This window comes from Pedobacter suwonensis (genome assembly GCF_044762335.1).
Classification (GTDB): domain Bacteria; phylum Bacteroidota; class Bacteroidia; order Sphingobacteriales; family Sphingobacteriaceae; genus Pedobacter.
The window spans coordinates 822620-839154 of sequence record NZ_JBIWEB010000001.1 but is presented as its reverse complement, the minus strand read 5'-3'; the positions used below and the strand labels follow the sequence as shown (position 1 = coordinate 839154).

The 16535-nt window shown below is 39.5% G+C and carries 16 protein-coding genes; 10 read left to right on the top strand and 6 right to left on the bottom strand.

Annotation, left to right across the window (positions count from 1 at the left end):
• Positions 1 to 157: 157 nt before the first annotated feature.
• Genes gap through pfkA form a run of 3 tightly spaced genes read right to left on the bottom strand, consistent with a single transcriptional unit; the run spans position 158 to position 2993 of the window.
• Positions 158 to 1156, bottom strand: coding sequence for a type I glyceraldehyde-3-phosphate dehydrogenase (gene gap / locus ACIQXP_RS03620; protein ID WP_090982552.1), 999 nt, complete (start codon positions 1154 to 1156; stop codon positions 158 to 160).
• 6 nt (positions 1157 to 1162) lie between these two features.
• Positions 1163 to 2005: a hypothetical protein gene (locus ACIQXP_RS03615; protein ID WP_293741829.1), complete on the bottom strand. Its 843-nt coding sequence runs from the start codon at positions 2003 to 2005 to the stop codon at positions 1163 to 1165.
• 1 nt (position 2006) lies between these two features.
• Positions 2007 to 2993, bottom strand: a complete 987-nt coding sequence (gene pfkA / locus ACIQXP_RS03610; protein WP_090982556.1) for a 6-phosphofructokinase — start codon at positions 2991 to 2993, stop codon at positions 2007 to 2009.
• Positions 2994 to 3104: 111 nt separating this feature from the next.
• Here pfkA and ACIQXP_RS03605 point away from each other — a divergent pair, with 111 nt between their 5' ends.
• Entirely contained in the window at positions 3105 to 3794 is a 690-nt protein-coding gene (locus ACIQXP_RS03605) for an NUDIX hydrolase (RefSeq protein WP_090982558.1), read from the top strand.
• A gap of 176 nt (positions 3795 to 3970) precedes the next feature.
• On the opposite strand, the gene ACIQXP_RS03600 is transcribed toward ACIQXP_RS03605, so the two are convergent.
• Complete coding sequence (locus ACIQXP_RS03600; protein WP_090982560.1) at positions 3971 to 4831, bottom strand: N-acetylglucosamine kinase; 861 nt, start codon at positions 4829 to 4831, stop codon at positions 3971 to 3973.
• Between the two features lie 220 nt (positions 4832 to 5051).
• On the opposite strand from ACIQXP_RS03600, the gene ACIQXP_RS03595 reads away from it, so the two are divergent.
• The 5 genes from ACIQXP_RS03595 (at position 5052) to ACIQXP_RS03575 (ending at position 11931) form a co-directional block, all read left to right on the top strand.
• Positions 5052 to 6077: a threonine aldolase family protein gene (locus ACIQXP_RS03595; RefSeq protein WP_293741828.1), complete on the top strand. Its 1026-nt coding sequence runs from the start codon at positions 5052 to 5054 to the stop codon at positions 6075 to 6077.
• 63 nt (positions 6078 to 6140) lie between these two features.
• Positions 6141 to 7652 (top strand): acetyl-CoA carboxylase biotin carboxylase subunit, encoded by a 1512-nt coding sequence (accC, locus tag ACIQXP_RS03590; RefSeq protein ID WP_293741827.1) that lies wholly within the window; start codon positions 6141 to 6143, stop codon positions 7650 to 7652.
• 245 nt (positions 7653 to 7897) lie between these two features.
• Positions 7898 to 8482 (top strand): riboflavin synthase, encoded by a 585-nt coding sequence (locus ACIQXP_RS03585; RefSeq protein ID WP_145856338.1) that lies wholly within the window; start codon positions 7898 to 7900, stop codon positions 8480 to 8482.
• A 143-nt stretch (positions 8483 to 8625) separates the two neighbouring features.
• Entirely contained in the window at positions 8626 to 11268 is a 2643-nt protein-coding gene (locus ACIQXP_RS03580) for a family 78 glycoside hydrolase catalytic domain (RefSeq protein ID WP_387504021.1), read from the top strand.
• 201 nt (positions 11269 to 11469) lie between these two features.
• Positions 11470 to 11931 (top strand): DUF4268 domain-containing protein, encoded by a 462-nt coding sequence (locus tag ACIQXP_RS03575; protein ID WP_293741825.1) that lies wholly within the window; start codon positions 11470 to 11472, stop codon positions 11929 to 11931.
• Here ACIQXP_RS03575 and ACIQXP_RS03570 read toward each other — a convergent pair.
• A complete protein-coding gene (locus tag ACIQXP_RS03570; RefSeq protein WP_387504022.1) occupies positions 11829 to 13082 on the bottom strand; it encodes a tetratricopeptide repeat protein in 1254 nt (417 codons plus the stop codon). The two genes, ACIQXP_RS03575 and ACIQXP_RS03570, sit on opposite strands and share 103 nt — an antisense overlap.
• Positions 13083 to 13211: 129 nt before the next feature.
• Here ACIQXP_RS03570 and ACIQXP_RS03565 point away from each other — a divergent pair, with 129 nt between their 5' ends.
• The 4 genes from ACIQXP_RS03565 to ACIQXP_RS03550 all read left to right on the top strand — a co-directional run bounded on the left by ACIQXP_RS03565 (position 13212) and on the right by ACIQXP_RS03550 (position 15531).
• The gene (locus tag ACIQXP_RS03565; protein WP_293741823.1) at positions 13212 to 13508 is read left to right on the top strand and encodes a hypothetical protein; all 297 of its coding nucleotides are present in this window, start codon (positions 13212 to 13214) and stop codon (positions 13506 to 13508) included.
• A 12-nt stretch (positions 13509 to 13520) separates the two neighbouring features.
• Positions 13521 to 14111, top strand: a complete 591-nt coding sequence (locus ACIQXP_RS03560; RefSeq protein WP_387504023.1) for a porin family protein — start codon at positions 13521 to 13523, stop codon at positions 14109 to 14111.
• A gap of 187 nt (positions 14112 to 14298) precedes the next feature.
• Positions 14299 to 14718 carry an organic hydroperoxide resistance protein gene (locus ACIQXP_RS03555; protein WP_293741822.1) on the top strand — a complete coding sequence of 140 codons (420 nt, stop codon included), beginning with the start codon at positions 14299 to 14301 and terminating at the stop codon, positions 14716 to 14718.
• Positions 14719 to 15096: 378 nt separating this feature from the next.
• Positions 15097 to 15531, top strand: coding sequence for a MarR family winged helix-turn-helix transcriptional regulator (locus ACIQXP_RS03550; protein ID WP_293741821.1), 435 nt, complete (start codon positions 15097 to 15099; stop codon positions 15529 to 15531).
• Positions 15532 to 15537: 6 nt separating this feature from the next.
• Here the strand turns inward: ACIQXP_RS03550 and ACIQXP_RS03545 are convergent, their stop codons facing one another.
• Positions 15538 to 16461, bottom strand: a complete 924-nt coding sequence (locus tag ACIQXP_RS03545; RefSeq protein WP_293741820.1) for a YihY/virulence factor BrkB family protein — start codon at positions 16459 to 16461, stop codon at positions 15538 to 15540.
• Between the last annotated feature and the right edge of the window lie 74 nt (positions 16462 to 16535).

The following is a 16535-nucleotide window of genomic DNA, read 5'->3' as shown; positions in this document are numbered from 1 at the left end:
TGAAATAATAAGCTGCTTTTTTTGCTAATTAAATTTTTTTGTATGTTTTCAGGACGCACTTTTATTGGTGAAACTTACTTTCAAAATAAAAAAGGCAACATTATTTAATTAATGTTGCCTTTTATGATGTTGAAATTGCTTAAAGCAATTTTTTTTGTTATAAACTAGCGTAGTATTCTACAAATTTAGCTAGTGCAGAAGAGTAACCCCATTCGTTATCGTACCAAGATACCACTTTAACGAAGTTGTCATTTAATGAAATACCAGCTTTAGCATCAAAAATCGAAGCGTGGTCATCGCCAATAAAGTCAGAAGAAACAACCTCGTCTTCAGTATAAGCCAATACACCTTTTAATTCACCTTCAGAAGCTGCTTTCATAGCGGCTTTAATTTGCTCGTAAGTAGCTGGTTTTTCTAAACGCGCAGTTAAATCTACTACTGAAACATCGGCAACAGGAACGCGGAAAGACATACCTGTTAATTTACCTTTTAACTCAGGTAATACCATGCCTACTGCTTTAGCAGCACCGGTAGAAGAAGGGATGATGTTAGAAAAACCACCACGTCCACCTCTCCAGTCTTTAGCAGAAGGACCATCAACTGTTTTTTGAGTTGCTGTTACCGCGTGGATCGTACTCATTAAACCTTCAACAATACCAAAGTTATCGTTTAAAACTTTAGCAATTGGTGCTAAACAGTTTGTAGTACAAGATGCGTTAGAAACAATCGTTTGATCTGCAGTTAACTTATCGTGGTTAACACCCATTACATAAGTAGGGATGTCGCTATCTTTAGCTGGAGCTGAGAAAACTACTTTTTTGGCACCTGCAGCAATGTGTTTTTCAGCGTCAACGCGGGTTAAGAATAAGCCTGTTGATTCGATTACGACTTCAACACCTACAGCATCCCATTTTAAATCAGCAGGATTTCTTTCTGCAGTTACGCGGATGGTTTTACCGTTAACAACTAAGTTGCCGTCAACAACATCAATAGTGCCATCAAATTTGCCATGTGTAGTATCATATTTTAACATGTATGCCATATAATCAGGCTCGATCAAATCGTTAATCGCTACAATATCCAATCCTCTTTTTAATGCGGCTCTGAAAACCAGTCTGCCAATACGGCCAAAGCCGTTTATTCCAATTTTGCTCATTGTTTGTTAATTAATGTAATGTTTTAATAAATTTTGTATTGGTTCTTTAATGATGCTTTTAATGTTTAGGTCATACTTGCTGGCCGCCAACCTTAACCGGTCTTCAAGTTCGGCAGCTACCTTGCCTACAATATGCAGTTCACTATCTTTATGTTTCAGCCATGTAGGTAAAATATATATTTCGAAATATTTTTCAAAACCCTCGTCAATCAATTTACAGATATACTCATGTTTAGTGTTATGGGTAATAAAATCGAAAAACGAAGTCAGAAATATATTGGCCTGCGGCTTATTATAAATACGTTCTAAGATCTGAGGACGATCCAGATTGTAGGTCAGCGTAAATTTTGCTTCAATATCCTTTGGCATTTTCTTGCTTAAAAATTCTTTCAGGAGTATTTTTCCGAAATAATTGGATGAGCCTTCATCTCCCAGGATATAGCCTAAGCCAAAATTGTTATTCAGTGGTTTTTTTCCATCGAAATAGGCGCAATGTGCACCGCTGCCCAGCATACCAACAATACCCGGCTGATTATAACAGGCGGCTTTAGCTGCACCGAATAAATCATTTTCGACTACAATTTTGCTGTATCTGAAAAATGACGCCAGGGTTTTGGCCAGTACTTCTTTTCTATCTGATGATGATGCCCCGGCTGCAAAAAAATAGATTTTTTTGATATTTTCTGCATGGTTAACGAGGACGACCTTTTTATTTAGTATCTGTAAAATTGTTTTCGGATCAACAAAGCAGGGGTTTAAGCCTGTAGTATTGCAATGGGCTACTACCTGTCCATTTCGGGTTATTTTCCAAAATGCTGTTTTCGATCCGCTATAAACAACTGCTACCATATTATATTGAAAGTACCTCTGTCATTTCCATTAAATCGGGTTCGAGTTTAAAAGAATGAGCCGTTAAGGCCTCTCTTATACTGGTTAATTTTATCTCATTTCCTTTTAAACCTACCATTTGCTCCGTTTCGCCTGCAATTAACGCATTTACTGCCGCAAAACCTAAACGACTGCCCAAAATTCTGTCGAAACTGCTGGGGCTTCCGCCTCTTTGAAGGTGACCCAGAATGGTTACTTTGGTGTCGTAATGATCAAAGGTTTCTTTTACCTTTTTGGCAATATCGTAAGCACCGCCTTGTTTATGGCCTTCAGCTACGATGACAATGCTCGATGATTTTTTTGTTGCCGCACCTACAGCCAGTTTATCAATTAATTCATGAACACTGGTTTCTCTTTCCGGCAATAATACCGCTTCGGCACCACTCGCAATCGAACTTCTTAGGGCAATACAGCCGGAATCACGGCCCATTACCTCTATAAAAAACAAACGGTCATGTGCATCGGCAGTATCCCTGATTTTGTCAATTGCTTCAATTACGGTATTAATAGCAGTATCATAACCCAACGTAAAGTCAGATCCTACTAAATCGTTATCAATTGTTCCCGGTATACCAATTACCTTAACCCCAAAAGTTTCTGAAAAACGTTTAGCTCCGGTAAATGTTCCGTCTCCACCAATAACCACCAGGCCATCAATGTCATTTTTCTTTAAATTGTTGTAGGCAATTTGCTGGCCTTCGTCTGTTTTAAATTCTAAACAACGTGCAGTTTTTAAAATCGTACCACCCAGGTGTAAAATATTACTTACAGAACGGGCATCCATTGGTTTTATGTTGTCGGTTATTAAACCCTGGTAACCTTGCATTACCCCAAACATGTTAATGCCGTGGTAAATTCCGGTACGAACAACAGCTCTGATTGCTGCATTCATCCCAGGGGCATCGCCTCCAGAAGTTAGTACAGCTATATTTTTTATATTTGGCTTCATCTTTATAATACGAATATAGTGTGTATTTTTTACACTAAGTAATTTATTTTATTTTTTTTACTTAATATTGAAAGTTATACCTTTATCTGCTTAAAATAACTAATTTTTACTTTGGAACAAATTTTACCTCATTTAGATTCCGTATTCTCGATAGATTGCGTTTTGTTCGGATTTGATGGTAAGGAATTAAAAATCCTGCTAATCGAAAGGAATGAAGAACCGTTTAAAGATTGGTGGGCATTGCCCGGTAATATTGTTGGTCCTGATGAAAGTTTAGATCAATCAGCCTCCAGGATTTTGTATGAACTTACCGGTTTGCGTGGTATTTATATGGAGCAGTATTATGCTTTTGGTGATCCGAACAGGCACCCGCAAGGGCGGGTAATCACTTTGGCCTACTATGCCTTGATCCGTTTGGGCGGAGACAAAGAATTACGCCCGATCAGCACTTATGCCAAGCGGGCCAATTGGCTGCCGATTACCGATTTGCCCAAATTAGCTTTTGATCACCAGAAAATTTACGATAAAGGATTAGAAAAAATAAAACGGCGGATCAAACACCAACCTATTGCGTTTGAACTCTTGCCAGAGAAATTCACCTTAACACAATTGCAGCACGTTTACGAACTGGTGCTGGGTAAAAAACTTGATAAAAGGAATTTTAGAAAGAAAATTGTAAGCTTTGGTGTGCTCAAAGAACTTGATGAAAAACAAAAAGGAGTTTCCTATCGTGCAGCTACCCTATACCGTTTTGATAAGCGGAAATATGCAAAACTTTTTGGCAAGGAAATTTCGTTCTAGCGGATTAAGATTTGAGAGGTGAGATTTGAGGTGGAAGAGTGCTAAAAGATAAAAACGAAAACAGCATCGTCTATTATAAATAGAAAAATCCCGGGTTGAATTTCAAACCGGGATTTTTTTTGTTTTCTCTGCTTTCTGTAACTGTTAACTCCAAACTGCAAACTCCCAACTGAAAACTAAGCCTTAGGTGCCAACTCCAAGTGGTAATGTACCAGGTCATCTATAGGCGAACGGATAATTTTTCCTACACCCATTTCGTAACGGTCGGCTACAATACTTAAAATATCTCGGAAACTATAACCTACTGAACCCACACAATTTAATTTGTGGTCTTTATAGTTTGGATAGTGGATAACCAAAGCTTCAAAAAATGCGGTAAATGCATAATCGATCGTGCTGAAAGCATAATCTTCATAGTTATCTTTAAAATCGTATAAAAATTTACTAAAGCTTGCGCAGAAACGGTTTGGCAACGGCTTATTGTAAATATTATCGAAAATGTCTTCGTTGGTTAAGGCGTAATTATCATAAAAAGCTTCACGTAATCCTTTTGGCATATAACCTTTCATGTAATCGCTTAAAATGCGTTTACCAATATAAGAACCACTACCCTCATCGCCAAGGAAGTAACCCAGAGAATCGATGTTCATGGTAATTTCAGTTCCATCGTAAAGGCATGAATTTGTACCTGTGCCTAAAATAGCGGCAAATCCTGGTTCATTTCCAAGCAATGCTCTGCAGGAAGCAAGTAAATCATGGCCCACAAAGATATTTGCATTGGTGAAAATCTGTTGCATGGCATCGGATACTATCTTAACATTTGCAGGTGTAGAACAACCGGCACCGTAGTAATAAACCGCTGTCAATTTTTCTCTTTCCAAGTGGTCTGGAAGAGTCTCATTCAAAGACTTTACAATGTACTCTCCTTTTGAAAAATATGGATTGTAACCTTCGGTGTTAAAGTAAATTTTTCTGCCGGCCTCGTTAATCAAACACCAATTTGTTTTGGTAGATCCGCCGTCTGCAATTACTATCATTTTTATTTATTTTTGGTTTTAGCACGATAAAAGTATAAAAAGTCTTATATTTTGTATCCTTTTTTTTAATAAATTTTTAACAATTTGTTGTTACTGAAAATTAAGTGTGTAAAAAATACACTATATAAGGCGTTTAATCGCCGAAAAACCTTAAAATTATACCAGAAAGGGCAGTGGTCTTTTTTTTAACGTCAACAATATTTTACAAGAAAATAGCCAGATGAACAAGCGATTTTTAGATTTTAGGAGTGATACGGTGACCAGGCCAACTGCCGGAATGTTGGATGCCATGATGAATGCAAAAGTAGGCGATGACGTTTTTGGTGAAGATGAAACGGTGCATGCTTTGGAGACGAAATTAGCTTCGATTTTTAATATGGAAGCCGGACTTTTCTGCCCATCCGGAACGATGACCAACCAGATTGCCATCAAGTGTTTTACACAGCCGATGGACGAGGTCATTTGTGATCAGACTGCACATGTTTACCGCTATGAAATCGGAGGCATTGCTTTTCACTCTGGCGCATCGGTCAGGCTACTTCACGGTGAACGTGGAATTCTGACGCCGGAGCTGATCGAGCCTGAAATTAATGAAGACAATATCCATTATCCTACATCCAGTTTGGTTGTTTTGGAAAATACAGTAAATAAAGGCGGCGGAAGTTGTTATACCTTATCGCAAATTGCACCCATTCATCACCTCTGTAACATAAAAGGATTAAAGCTACATTTGGATGGTGCTCGTGTTTTTAACGCACTCATGGCTACCGGCGATCAGGCCAGCGAATACGGTAAATATTTTGACGGGATTTCAGTTTGTTTATCTAAAGGACTCGGTGCACCAGTGGGTTCGGTGTTGTTAGGTACTAAACAAATGATCCATAAAGCGCGAAAAATCAGGAAGGCTTTTGGTGGTGGCATGCGCCAGGCGGGTTTTTTAGCGGCGGCAGGTATTTATGCACTCGATCATCATGTAACACGGTTAAAAGAGGATCATGCACATGCGCAGGCCCTGGCCAATGCACTGGCTGGCGCAAAATATGTAAAATCGGTAATGCCTGTTGAAACCAATATCGTTATTTTTGAAGTCGGAAAGGGATCGGCAGAGAAGGTTGTACACCAATTAAAAGAAAAAGGGTTGTATTGCAATACCACCAGCGCCAGTACCATCCGTTTGGTAACTCACCTTGATCTGACTCCGGAAATGATTGATCAGGCAATTGAAATAATATTACATTTGTCTTAGATAGAGTCCTAAGTTGCAAGTATTCAGTCCTGAGTCAATATGTCTAATGAAATGCTAACCAAAATGCCAGAAAACTCCAAAGTTCAAACCCCAATCTCCAAACTTCTAATCGCTAACCGTGGCGAAATCGCTTTGCGTATTATGCGTTCGGCAAAGGAAATAGGAGTTAAAACAGTAGCTGTTTATTCTGAGGCAGACCGGAATGCGCTGCATGTGCGTTATGCCGATGAGGCCGTATGTATTGGCCCTGCGCCATCTAACCAGAGTTATTTGGTGGGGGAAAAGATTATAGACGCCTGTAAGCTAACCGGCGCTGAGGCCATCCACCCGGGTTATGGGTTTTTATCAGAAAATGCCAATTTTGCACAAATGGTTGCTGATGCCGGCCTTATTCTGGTTGGTCCTTCGCCGCAGGCTATGGAAACCATGGGCAACAAATTAGCTGCAAAAGCCGCAGCATTAAAGTATAATATCCCTATGGTTCCCGGAACGGAAGAGGCCGTTCAGGATGTAGATGAGGCAAAGCAACGTGCCATTGAAGTTGGTTTTCCGATCTTAATCAAAGCAGCTGCAGGAGGCGGCGGTAAGGGAATGCGCATTGTGGAGCGGGCTGAAGATTTTGAAGAACAGATGCAGCTTGCTGTAAGCGAAGCTACTTCGGCATTTGGCGATGGCGCAGTTTTTATCGAACGTTATGTTACCTCTCCGAGGCACATTGAAATACAGGTTTTAGGCGATAGCCATGGTAACATCGTTCATCTGTTTGAGCGTGAGTGTTCTGTGCAACGCCGACACCAGAAGGTAGTAGAAGAAGCCCCCTCATCTGTGTTAACTGAAGAAATCAGGCAAAAAATGGGGCAATGTGCGGTAGATGTTGCCCGTTCTGTAAATTATACCGGAGCGGGCACAGTCGAATTTATTCTTGATGAAAACCTCGACTTCTTTTTCCTCGAAATGAATACCCGCTTGCAGGTAGAACATCCGGTAACCGAGCTGATCACAGGCATAGATCTGGTAAAAGAGCAGATCAAAATTGCTTCAGGAGAAAAATTGAGTTTTAGTCAGGTTGATTTAAAAATCAGCGGACATGCCATCGAACTGAGGGTTTATGCAGAAGATCCGGCCAATAATTTCCTTCCTGATATCGGAACTTTGCAAACTTATAAAACACCCCAAGGTAACGGGGTAAGGGTAGATGATGGCTTTGAGCAGGGAATGGAAATCCCTATTTATTATGATCCGATGATTGCCAAACTGGTTACTTACGGGAAAGATAGAGGAGAAGCAATGGAGCGGATGATTAGGGCTATTGAAGAATATGATATTACCGGGATAGAGACTACTTTGGGTTTTGGTAAATTTGTAATGCAACACGAGGCTTTCAGAACAGGTAATTTTGACACACACTTTGTAGGTAAATACTTTAAAGCAGAAAGTTTAAAAAAGCAGGATGAAACAGAAGCACTGATTGCCGCTGTAATTGCTGCAAAACTGTTTGCTGAAAAAGAGTTGAAGTTAGGAAGTAATGGAGTTAAAAATAGCTCCGATTGGAGAAAAAATAGATTAAAATATTAAATAGACGAATCTTCATTGCGGGAAGACTTTTTCAGCCGACGAAGCAATCTTACAACTCTAGCTAGTAGCGAACGCATTAAGATTGCTTAGTACCTGGCAATGACGACCCTTGTTATTGTAATATGTCAATGGCAGTAAAGTGTAATGCAGTGGAGAATTTATCTGGGTAGATCTCTCCATTCCGCTGCGCTCCAGTCGAGGACGAACAGTTGCGCGGGAATGACGGACTTTAAATAAATTATAAAATGTTCACAGGAATTATAGAAACACTTGGCGAGGTTACTGCCATTAAAAACGATCATACTAATATCCACTTTACCATATCATCGGCAATTAGCCATGAACTGAAAATCGACCAGAGCGTAGCCCATAACGGGGTATGTTTAACCGTTGTGGCTTTACATGATGGAACGCATACGGTTACCGCAATTGATGAAACCCTTAACAAAACCAATTTAGGTGGCTTGAAAGTGGGTAGTAAAGTGAACCTTGAGCGGTGTATGCAGATGAATGCCCGTTTAGATGGTCATATTGTTCAGGGCCACGTAGACCAGACTGCGGTTTGTGTGAAACGCGAAGAACTTGATGGCAGCTGGGAGTACCGTTTTAAATATGATGCCGGCGCCGGAAATGTAACTGTAGAAAAAGGTTCAGCCTGTGTAAACGGGATCAGCTTAACTGTTGTAAATTCAGCTGATGACGAATTTTCGGTATTTATCATCCCTTATACTTTCGAACATACCAATTTACAGGAAGTTTATGTAGGCGATACGGTAAATTTGGAGTTTGATATTATCGGTAAGTATGTGGCCAGGTTGATGAATCGGTAGCTGTTTATTTTCAGTTTTTAAAATTTGTTCAGTCAATTTATTGACGTTGTGCCGGCGTTTATTTTCATAACAGTGCAGGATGGTTAGTTTAAAAATATTGCTGATTATCGCATTGTTAAGATTGAAAATTAACGCTAACCAATATGAACAAAAACTTATTTGTACCCTTTACCAGTCTTGTCTTGTTGTTTTTATTTACAACGGATACCTTCAGTCAGAAAGTTTCGGTAAAAGATTTAACGGTAGAGCATTTAATTAATCCTTTAAGTGTTGATCATCCAAAACCCAGATTCAGCTGGAAAATAATTTCGGACATCAAAAATACCAAACAGCGTAATTACGAAATCAAGCTGGGTACAACGGCCACTATTGGTAAAGTTTTATGGAAAGCAAGGGTAAGCAGTGACCAGTCTGTGCTGGTTGCCTATGACGGCCCAAAACTCTCATCGAAAACCAAATATTACTGGCAGGTTAGGGTAAATGATAATCAAGGAAACACATCCGCATGGTCGCCGGTACAATATTTTCAAACCGGTTTAAAACCTGAAGATTGGCAGGCGAAATGGATTTCGGTAGCCGGAAAAGATACTTCGTTAGCGAGCCCATTGTTCAGAAAAGAAATTAAACTTAAAAAGCGGGTAAAATCTGCATTGGTTTACATTACCGCCAAAGGCTTATATGAGGCGAGTATCAACGGCAATCGGGTTGGTAATGCGTATTTTGCCCCAGGCTGGACCAGTTATAGAGATCATATTCAATATCAGGTTTATGATGTTAAACAATCGCTGAAGACAGGTGGCAATGTAATTGGTGTTTCGCTGGGCGATGGCTGGTACAAAGGGCGTATCGGATTTAATCATCAGAAGCAATTTTATGGCGGCACCAGGGCTTTGTTAATGCAGCTGGAAGTAGAATTTGCTGATGGGAGCAAAGAAACCATCGTAACAGATAATACCTGGAAAACAAGTTACGGACCCATATTAGCCGCTAATATTTATGATGGTGAAACTTATGACGCTCGTTTGGAACGCCAAGGCTGGAATAATACAGGTTTTAAAGAAGACCTGAACTGGAAGCCGGTACAAGAATTAGCCTTTGGCCCTGAAAAACTGGTTGGAATGAGCGGACCACAGGTAACCAAACATGAAGAATTTAAAGCCTTAAAAATATTTAAAACACCCAAAGGTGAAACTGTTGTTGATTTTGGTCAGAATTTAGTAGGCTGGGTAATGCTGAAAGCGAAAGGCCCGGCAGGGACAAAAATCTCCATCAGCCATGCTGAAGTATTAACCAAAGAAGGGAATTTTTATACAACTAACCTGAGAACAGCAAGGCAACAGCATAATTATATCTTAAAGGACGGAACTGAGCAGACATTCGAACCGCATTTTTCCTTCCAGGGCTTTAGATATGTTAAAGTAGATGGATACCCAGGCGAACTGAGATTAGAAGACCTTACTGCGGTAGCGGTGTATTCAGACATGAAAACCACTGGAAAATTCAGTACCTCCAATCCTTTGCTAAACCAGTTGCAGCACAATATTACCTGGGGGCAGAAAGGGAATTTTGTTGATGTGCCAACAGATTGTCCGCAGAGAGACGAACGTTTAGGCTGGACCGGCGATGCCCAGGCGTTTGCTTTAACTGCCGCATATAATATGGATGTGTCGGGCTTTTTTACCAAATGGCTAAAAGATGTTGCTGCAGATCAGCTCCCCAATGGTAGTGTTCCTTTTGTGATACCAAATGTATTGACACAGAATGATGCAGGTTCTGCCGGATGGGCTGATGTAGCCACCATTGTTCCATGGGATATGTATGTATCATATGGCGACAAAGGAATACTGGAAACACAGTACAACAGCATGAAAAAATGGGTAGATTATATTTCTTCAGTGGCACAAAATAACCTCTGGAATACGGGCTTCCACTTTGGCGATTGGTTATTTTACCGGCCTAATGATGATAACGATGGTCGTGCAGCTGTGACTGATAAGTATATGATTGCCCAAACATTTTATGCACATTCGACCCAGTTACTGATTAATGCGGCAAAGGTATTAGGTAAAACGGAAGATGTAGCGAAGTACCAGGAACTTTTAGATCAGGTTAAAGCGGCTTACCTCAAAGAAAATATGACACCAAGCGGCAAATTGGTTTCTGCTACGCAAACAGCATATGTTTTAGCATTGCAATTCGATATGCTGCCCGAAAACTTACGTGCACAGGCTGCGCAAAGATTGGTGGATAATGTAAAAGATTACGGTAACCACCTCACCACGGGTTTTTTAGGTACCCCATACCTGTGCCATGTACTGAGCCGTTTTGGGCATGAAGACGTAGCTTATGACTTATTGCTGCAGGAAAGTTATCCTTCCTGGTTATATCCGGTTAAAATGGGAGCTACCACCATCTGGGAACGTTGGGATGGTATTAAACCGGATGGCTCATTTCAAACCGCAGACATGAATTCTTTCAACCATTATGCTTATGGCGCCATTGGCGATTGGATGTATAAAAACATAGCAGGCATCAACCCGGTTGTTACAAAGCCTGGTTATAAAGATATTTTGATTGCGCCCACACCTGGAGGTAAATTAACCAGTGCCTCAGCAGAACTGGAAACGGTGTATGGAACGATAAAATCTTCCTGGACTTTAACTAATGGGACCTTTAAGCTGGACGTAACCGTCCCCGCTAATGCCTCCGCAACCGTTGTAATGCCTGGTGCCCTAAAAAGAGAAGAGATCGGCTCCGGGAGTTACCATTTTGAAAGTAAATATTAATCGCTAATATTGCAGCGTTTGACAGGCCGCGAACGGTCGTCATTGCGAGAAGGCTTTTTCAGCCGACGAAGCAATCTTTCTTGCGCGAATCGCGAGCAGGAAAGATTGCTTCGTCGTACCTCCTCGCAATGACGAGTTTTATATTGAAGTCTGTCAATGGCAACCAGTCGAGATGGCGGTGCTTTAGGCTTAAAAAAATAAATGTACAGTAGAGAGGAATCAGCGAAATTACGTCAACAGTTTTGGATCAGTTTTGGGCAATACATGAAGCCTGTGCCATCAGCGAGCGGTTCGACGGTAAACTGGACGAACTATAAAACCGGTGTGAAGAACATCTTCTTTAAGATGGATGTTGATGGCAAAAAAGCCTTCATCAGCATTCAGCTTTCTCATCCTGATCCCGATATCAGGCATCTTATTTTCGAACAGTTTGAAGAATTTCAACGTTTATTTACCAACACATTGAACGAGGAATGGGAATGGATTAGAGACGCAACCGATGATTTCGGTAAAACGGTATCTAAGATTTCTATTAGCATTGCTGGAGTGAGCATCTTTAATCAACAACATTGGCCAACATTAATTTCCTTTTTTAAACCGCGAATAATCGCCCTGGACGAATTTTGGGATAACGTAAAACCTGTTTTCGAAGATCTGGTTTGATTGGTCATTTTGAGTTGTTCAATCCTGCTTTTTGAAAATTTAATCTCTTCTTTATCATCCGTTGGACTGGGCTTGCTTTTTATATAAAGATTATAGTATTTGAGCGCATTTTTGCCTTGTTTTAAGCTGGTGTCATAAAATACGGCCAGGCGATAATACAATGTGGGAGTAGCTTTAAATTGTAACCCTTTTTTATAAGCCGCGCCTGCCAGCGCAAATTGTTTATTTTCTTCATAAACTAATCCTAATAAGGCATAATAACTGGAGGTATTGGGCGAGATGGCTGCATCGATGGTTTTCTGGGAATAAAGTGCTGACTGTTGATAATCTTTTAAAGCCCGGTAACTTAATGATGTGTAGTATAAGGTAGCTTCGTTCTCCATCTTCATCTCTTCCAGCTGTTTAAAAAGCGTTATCGCTTTTTGATACTTTTTGGTATAGTAATAGGCTTTTGCGGTGTCCTTTATTACTCCTGCATCTGCATTATCTTTCAATAATTTTTCACCTGATGCAATCACTTCGCCATATTTTTTCAGCTGGTTGGCAATAGGCAATTTAGCTCTTTGAAGTACCAGGTTATCACTATCACCGTTAATGGCAATATTGAGTACCTGATAAGCTTTTTCGTATTGCTGATAGCTGGTATGCATTTCAGCGAGGTCGGCGGCAACATCGCCTTCCAGTGGATTAATAAAGTTAGCTTTTAAAAGGTAGATGAGTTTGAGCGAGTCATCTTGCGGAGAATTGTACAGATTGGCCAATAGTTTATATACATTGAAATTACTGCTGTCTATCTTTACAATTTCGCCATAATAAAGTTTGGCTTTTTCGGTATTGCCTCTTTTAGTATTAATGTTACCAAGACTGAAAAGAATGGGTAGGTTCTGCGGCTGTAAGGTATTGGCCTTGATATAAAATTTTTCTGCTTCTGCATTATTGCCAGCCATTAAAAAACAATAACCCATTTGGCTTAGGATTTTAAAATCATTTACTTCATCTCCATAAGTATTTTTCAGGTACTGTGCTGCATCTGCATAGCGTTGGTTTTGATAAAGGTCGAAGAGCTTCTCCTTATCTACTGTTTTTGCATCCTGTGCATAACTTGTTAAAGCTAAAATGAATAAGGCCAATAGCATAAATGGTTTTTTCATAACTGATGATTTTTAACTAAATTATTAGTTATTTTTGTTAGTTCCAAATCGGTGATTAAAAAATCGAGAAATAAAACAAAAACTATACAAAGGGGTTTATAAGGAATAGTTTAACTAAAATAAGAACCTATGAATACTTTAAAGAAGTTTGAATTAATGGAGAAGATCGTGCGTGAATTGGAAGATTTGCAAAATTCTAAGCAGGCACTTATTCAGAAAATTGCGAAGATTGAAGTAGATAATATTGAATTAGGCGATAGCCGTCTGGAAAAAGATTTGCCAGAAATTCATCAGAACTTAGCTGATAACTTAGAAACTATTTCAGGAATTTTAGATTATTTTGCAGGTAAAACGCAAAACTTTGGTGATAAAAATAATATTGATTCTTTAAAAGAACAGGAAGCCATTAACAATGCCACCAGCTAAATTTAATTGTATATGAAATTTTTATCATTAACTGTTGCCTTTTTACTGGTTGGCTTATTTGCCAGCGCACAGGTACTGCCATCGTTCCAGCTGGGTGTTAAAGCTGGTGCAAATTTTTCGAAATTTGATAGTGAAAACACTTTTAACAGCAACAACCGTACTGGTTTTTATGGCGGCCTTTGGGCCAGGGTAGGTGCTGCAGGCGTTTATTTTCAACCTGAGCTTTACCTGTCGGGAAAAAAAGCAGATTTGGTAAGTGATGCAACAGGAGATGTAAACAAAGTGCGCTTTACCAGCTTAGATGTGCCTTTATTGGTAGGTACAAAGTTTGGTGCAGCTGGTGTAGGACTTCGTTTAAACACGGGACCCATGTTCTCGCTGATATTAGATGAAAACCAAAGCTTTGGTCAGGCGGCAGGAAATGTTTTCCGTGCTGACTTTAAAAATCAGGCCCTGGCCTGGCAATTTGGAGCAGGTTTAGATCTTAAAAAGCTGAGTTTTGATGCCCGTTACGAGTTGGGACTTTCTAAAATTAATAAAGCTGGTTATCCAGGTACTAAACTGAATTTATTTACAATCGGTTTAGGTTATAGAATTTTATAAAAAATCAATCTAAAAAGATGGAAGGTGTTTATGTCTAATAAACACCTTTTTTATGCCTGATACTTTTTTCTTCGATCCCCAATAGTGCCCATATCGGTTTCATGGAATAATTTGCTTTTTTAAAATAGTTGTTTATATTTGTATCGTAAGCGATATAATCGTTTGCGATTAAAATCAAAAATAAAATATGAAAACATTGTATGAAACAAGCGCCACGGTAACCGGCGGACGTAATGGAAAAATAACAAGTGAAAATGGAGTTCTGGAACTTGAAGTGAGAATGCCAAAAGAGCTGGGTGGTAATGGCGGGGAATATACCAATCCGGAACAGCTTTTTGCGGCAGGTTATGCTTCTTGCTTTGATAGTGCATTAAATTTAGTGATGCATCAGGATAAAGTGAAACCTGAACAACCATCTTCAGTTAAAGCAAGTGTATCGCTACATCCCGATGAAAAAGGTGGCTTCAAATTAGGCGTTTCGTTGCAAGTGCAGATTCCGGGAATAGAAACTACACAGGCACAGCAATTGGTAGAGAAAGCGCATGCAATATGTCCGTACTCTAATGCAACGCGTGGCAATATTGATGTTAAACTGGAAGTGATTTAAATACCGGACCCAGCCGGTTGTTTAAAATAAGTTATTGATTTATGTACAGGTAGCGATCTTATGAAGATACTTTGTATCTATTAAATAACTGATTCATAGTAAATTCGTCATTACAAGAAGGAAGGGCAAATGAATCTTTCATATTAAGTTGTAGCTGTAAAGATTGCTTCCCCGGAAGATCTGTGCAGGCTGTCGGCTGGAAAGCCTTCTTGTAATGACGATACCTTGGAAAGATTTATTTCCTTCGGATTTTAGTGTCACTCATATTAGTTTTTATGCAATAAATTATCCTTTGCAATCACGGATTTGTCCGATCATTGGTATGTCATATAAAATGATTTACTTAGCCGAAGATTTTATTATTAAAGAAAATAAGTGATGGATATAGATGAGTCTTTAAAATTGGAAAACCAGTTGTGTTTTCCGCTGTATGCTGCCTCGAGGTTAGTAACCAAATGTTACCAGCCTGTGCTGGATACCTTAGGTATAACCTATCCGCAATACCTGGTTTTAATGGTATTGTGGGAAAACGACGCTGTTAACTTAAGCTTGCTTTCAGAGAAATTAATGCTGCAATCGAATACCTTAACCCCATTGCTTAAGCGGATGCAGGAAACTGGTCTTGTAGCGCGTGTCAGATCGTTAAAGGATGAGAGAAGCATCGTTATATCGCTTACGGAAAAGGGAATAGCTTTGAAAGAAAAAGCACCAGCTTTACGCGCTCAACTTGGTGAGCAGTTAGGGATTAGCTTAGAAGAAAGTATTCAACTCAAAAGCCTGCTTGATAAACTGATTCAAAATCTGGTTATATAATGGTATTTAATGTTCCTTTTTCAATCCAACCTCTGTCAGCTCATAGGCGAACGACCCATTTTTGGGTACAATAGGGGTGGCGCGTCCAACACTTAATGCTTTAATAAATGAAGCACCAAAATAGAATATCAGGGAAGAGTAGAATACAAAAAGCATAATTACAATAATCGATCCCGCCGACCCGTAAATATTACTGATGTTGCTTAGCGGCAATAAAATCCTTAAGATATACTTTCCGGCGGTGAACAGGCATCCGGTTAACAAGCCTCCTGATATAGCCACCCGCCAGGTAGGTCTGCCATTGGTTAAATATCTGAAAAGTATGGTAAACCAGGTGGTTACGATAAATACAAAAACCAATTGATTAATAATTGAGGTTAAAATTAATCCAAAAGATGGCGCCCCATTTTTAAGGAAAGCACCTATGTAGGCCTGCACACTATCAGCCAACAGGCCTATAAAAAATAATATTCCGGCCAACAAAATAATGGTAACGGATATGGCTCTCGATTTAAGGGTATTAATAATTCCCTTTTTATCTTTCTGACCAATGTTCCAGATTTGTTCCAGGGAGTTTTTGATCACATTAAATAGGGTGGTGGCTACAAAAAGAAAAAATATAAAACTAAACAAGGTAACATACCAGGCCTGATCAATCCCCCGGATATTTTTTAGGGTGTTTCGGATCTGTAATATGCTTTCATTGTCCAGAATATTCGCCAAACGTTCAAAAAGGTGTGTAGCCAGTAACCTCCTATCGGTAAACATGCCGAAAAGCCTGATCAGGATAATCAATATTGGGGGTAAAGCAAAATTGGTGAAAAATGCAGTCGCACCGGCCAATCGCAAGGGATCATTCTGCTGAAATAAATTAAATGCTTTTCTTATGGTAGAGAAAAAAAACTTCAGATCTAGTATCATCAATGGCATTGCTCCTGCGTTAAACTCAAAAGGCCGAAAATAGTAAAAATACTTTATTCAGCCTTTTTATGATTGTAAAGATT

Excerpts from the sequence above, each read along its gene's own strand:
- ACIQXP_RS03595 (WP_293741828.1), top strand. The coding sequence starts at position 5,052 with ATGAACAAGCGATTTTTAGATTTTAGGAGTGATACGGTGACCAGGCCA.
- ACIQXP_RS03560 (WP_387504023.1), top strand. The coding sequence starts at position 13,521 with ATGAAATTTTTATCATTAACTGTTGCCTTTTTACTGGTTGGCTTATTT.
- ACIQXP_RS03600 (WP_090982560.1), bottom strand. The coding sequence starts at position 4,831 with ATGATAGTAATTGCAGACGGCGGATCTACCAAAACAAATTGGTGTTTG.
- ACIQXP_RS03615 (WP_293741829.1), bottom strand. The coding sequence starts at position 2,005 with ATGGTAGCAGTTGTTTATAGCGGATCGAAAACAGCATTTTGGAAAATA.
- gap (WP_090982552.1), bottom strand. The coding sequence starts at position 1,156 with ATGAGCAAAATTGGAATAAACGGCTTTGGCCGTATTGGCAGACTGGTT.
- ACIQXP_RS03580 (WP_387504021.1), top strand. The coding sequence starts at position 8,626 with ATGAACAAAAACTTATTTGTACCCTTTACCAGTCTTGTCTTGTTGTTT.
- ACIQXP_RS03565 (WP_293741823.1), top strand. The coding sequence starts at position 13,212 with ATGAATACTTTAAAGAAGTTTGAATTAATGGAGAAGATCGTGCGTGAA.
- ACIQXP_RS03585 (WP_145856338.1), top strand. The coding sequence starts at position 7,898 with ATGTTCACAGGAATTATAGAAACACTTGGCGAGGTTACTGCCATTAAA.
- ACIQXP_RS03545 (WP_293741820.1), bottom strand. The coding sequence starts at position 16,461 with ATGCCATTGATGATACTAGATCTGAAGTTTTTTTTCTCTACCATAAGA.
- ACIQXP_RS03570 (WP_387504022.1), bottom strand. The coding sequence starts at position 13,082 with ATGAAAAAACCATTTATGCTATTGGCCTTATTCATTTTAGCTTTAACA.
- pfkA (WP_090982556.1), bottom strand. The coding sequence starts at position 2,993 with ATGAAGCCAAATATAAAAAATATAGCTGTACTAACTTCTGGAGGCGAT.
- ACIQXP_RS03555 (WP_293741822.1), top strand. The coding sequence starts at position 14,299 with ATGAAAACATTGTATGAAACAAGCGCCACGGTAACCGGCGGACGTAAT.
- ACIQXP_RS03575 (WP_293741825.1), top strand. The coding sequence starts at position 11,470 with ATGTACAGTAGAGAGGAATCAGCGAAATTACGTCAACAGTTTTGGATC.
- ACIQXP_RS03550 (WP_293741821.1), top strand. The coding sequence starts at position 15,097 with ATGGATATAGATGAGTCTTTAAAATTGGAAAACCAGTTGTGTTTTCCG.
- accC (WP_293741827.1), top strand. The coding sequence starts at position 6,141 with ATGCCAGAAAACTCCAAAGTTCAAACCCCAATCTCCAAACTTCTAATC.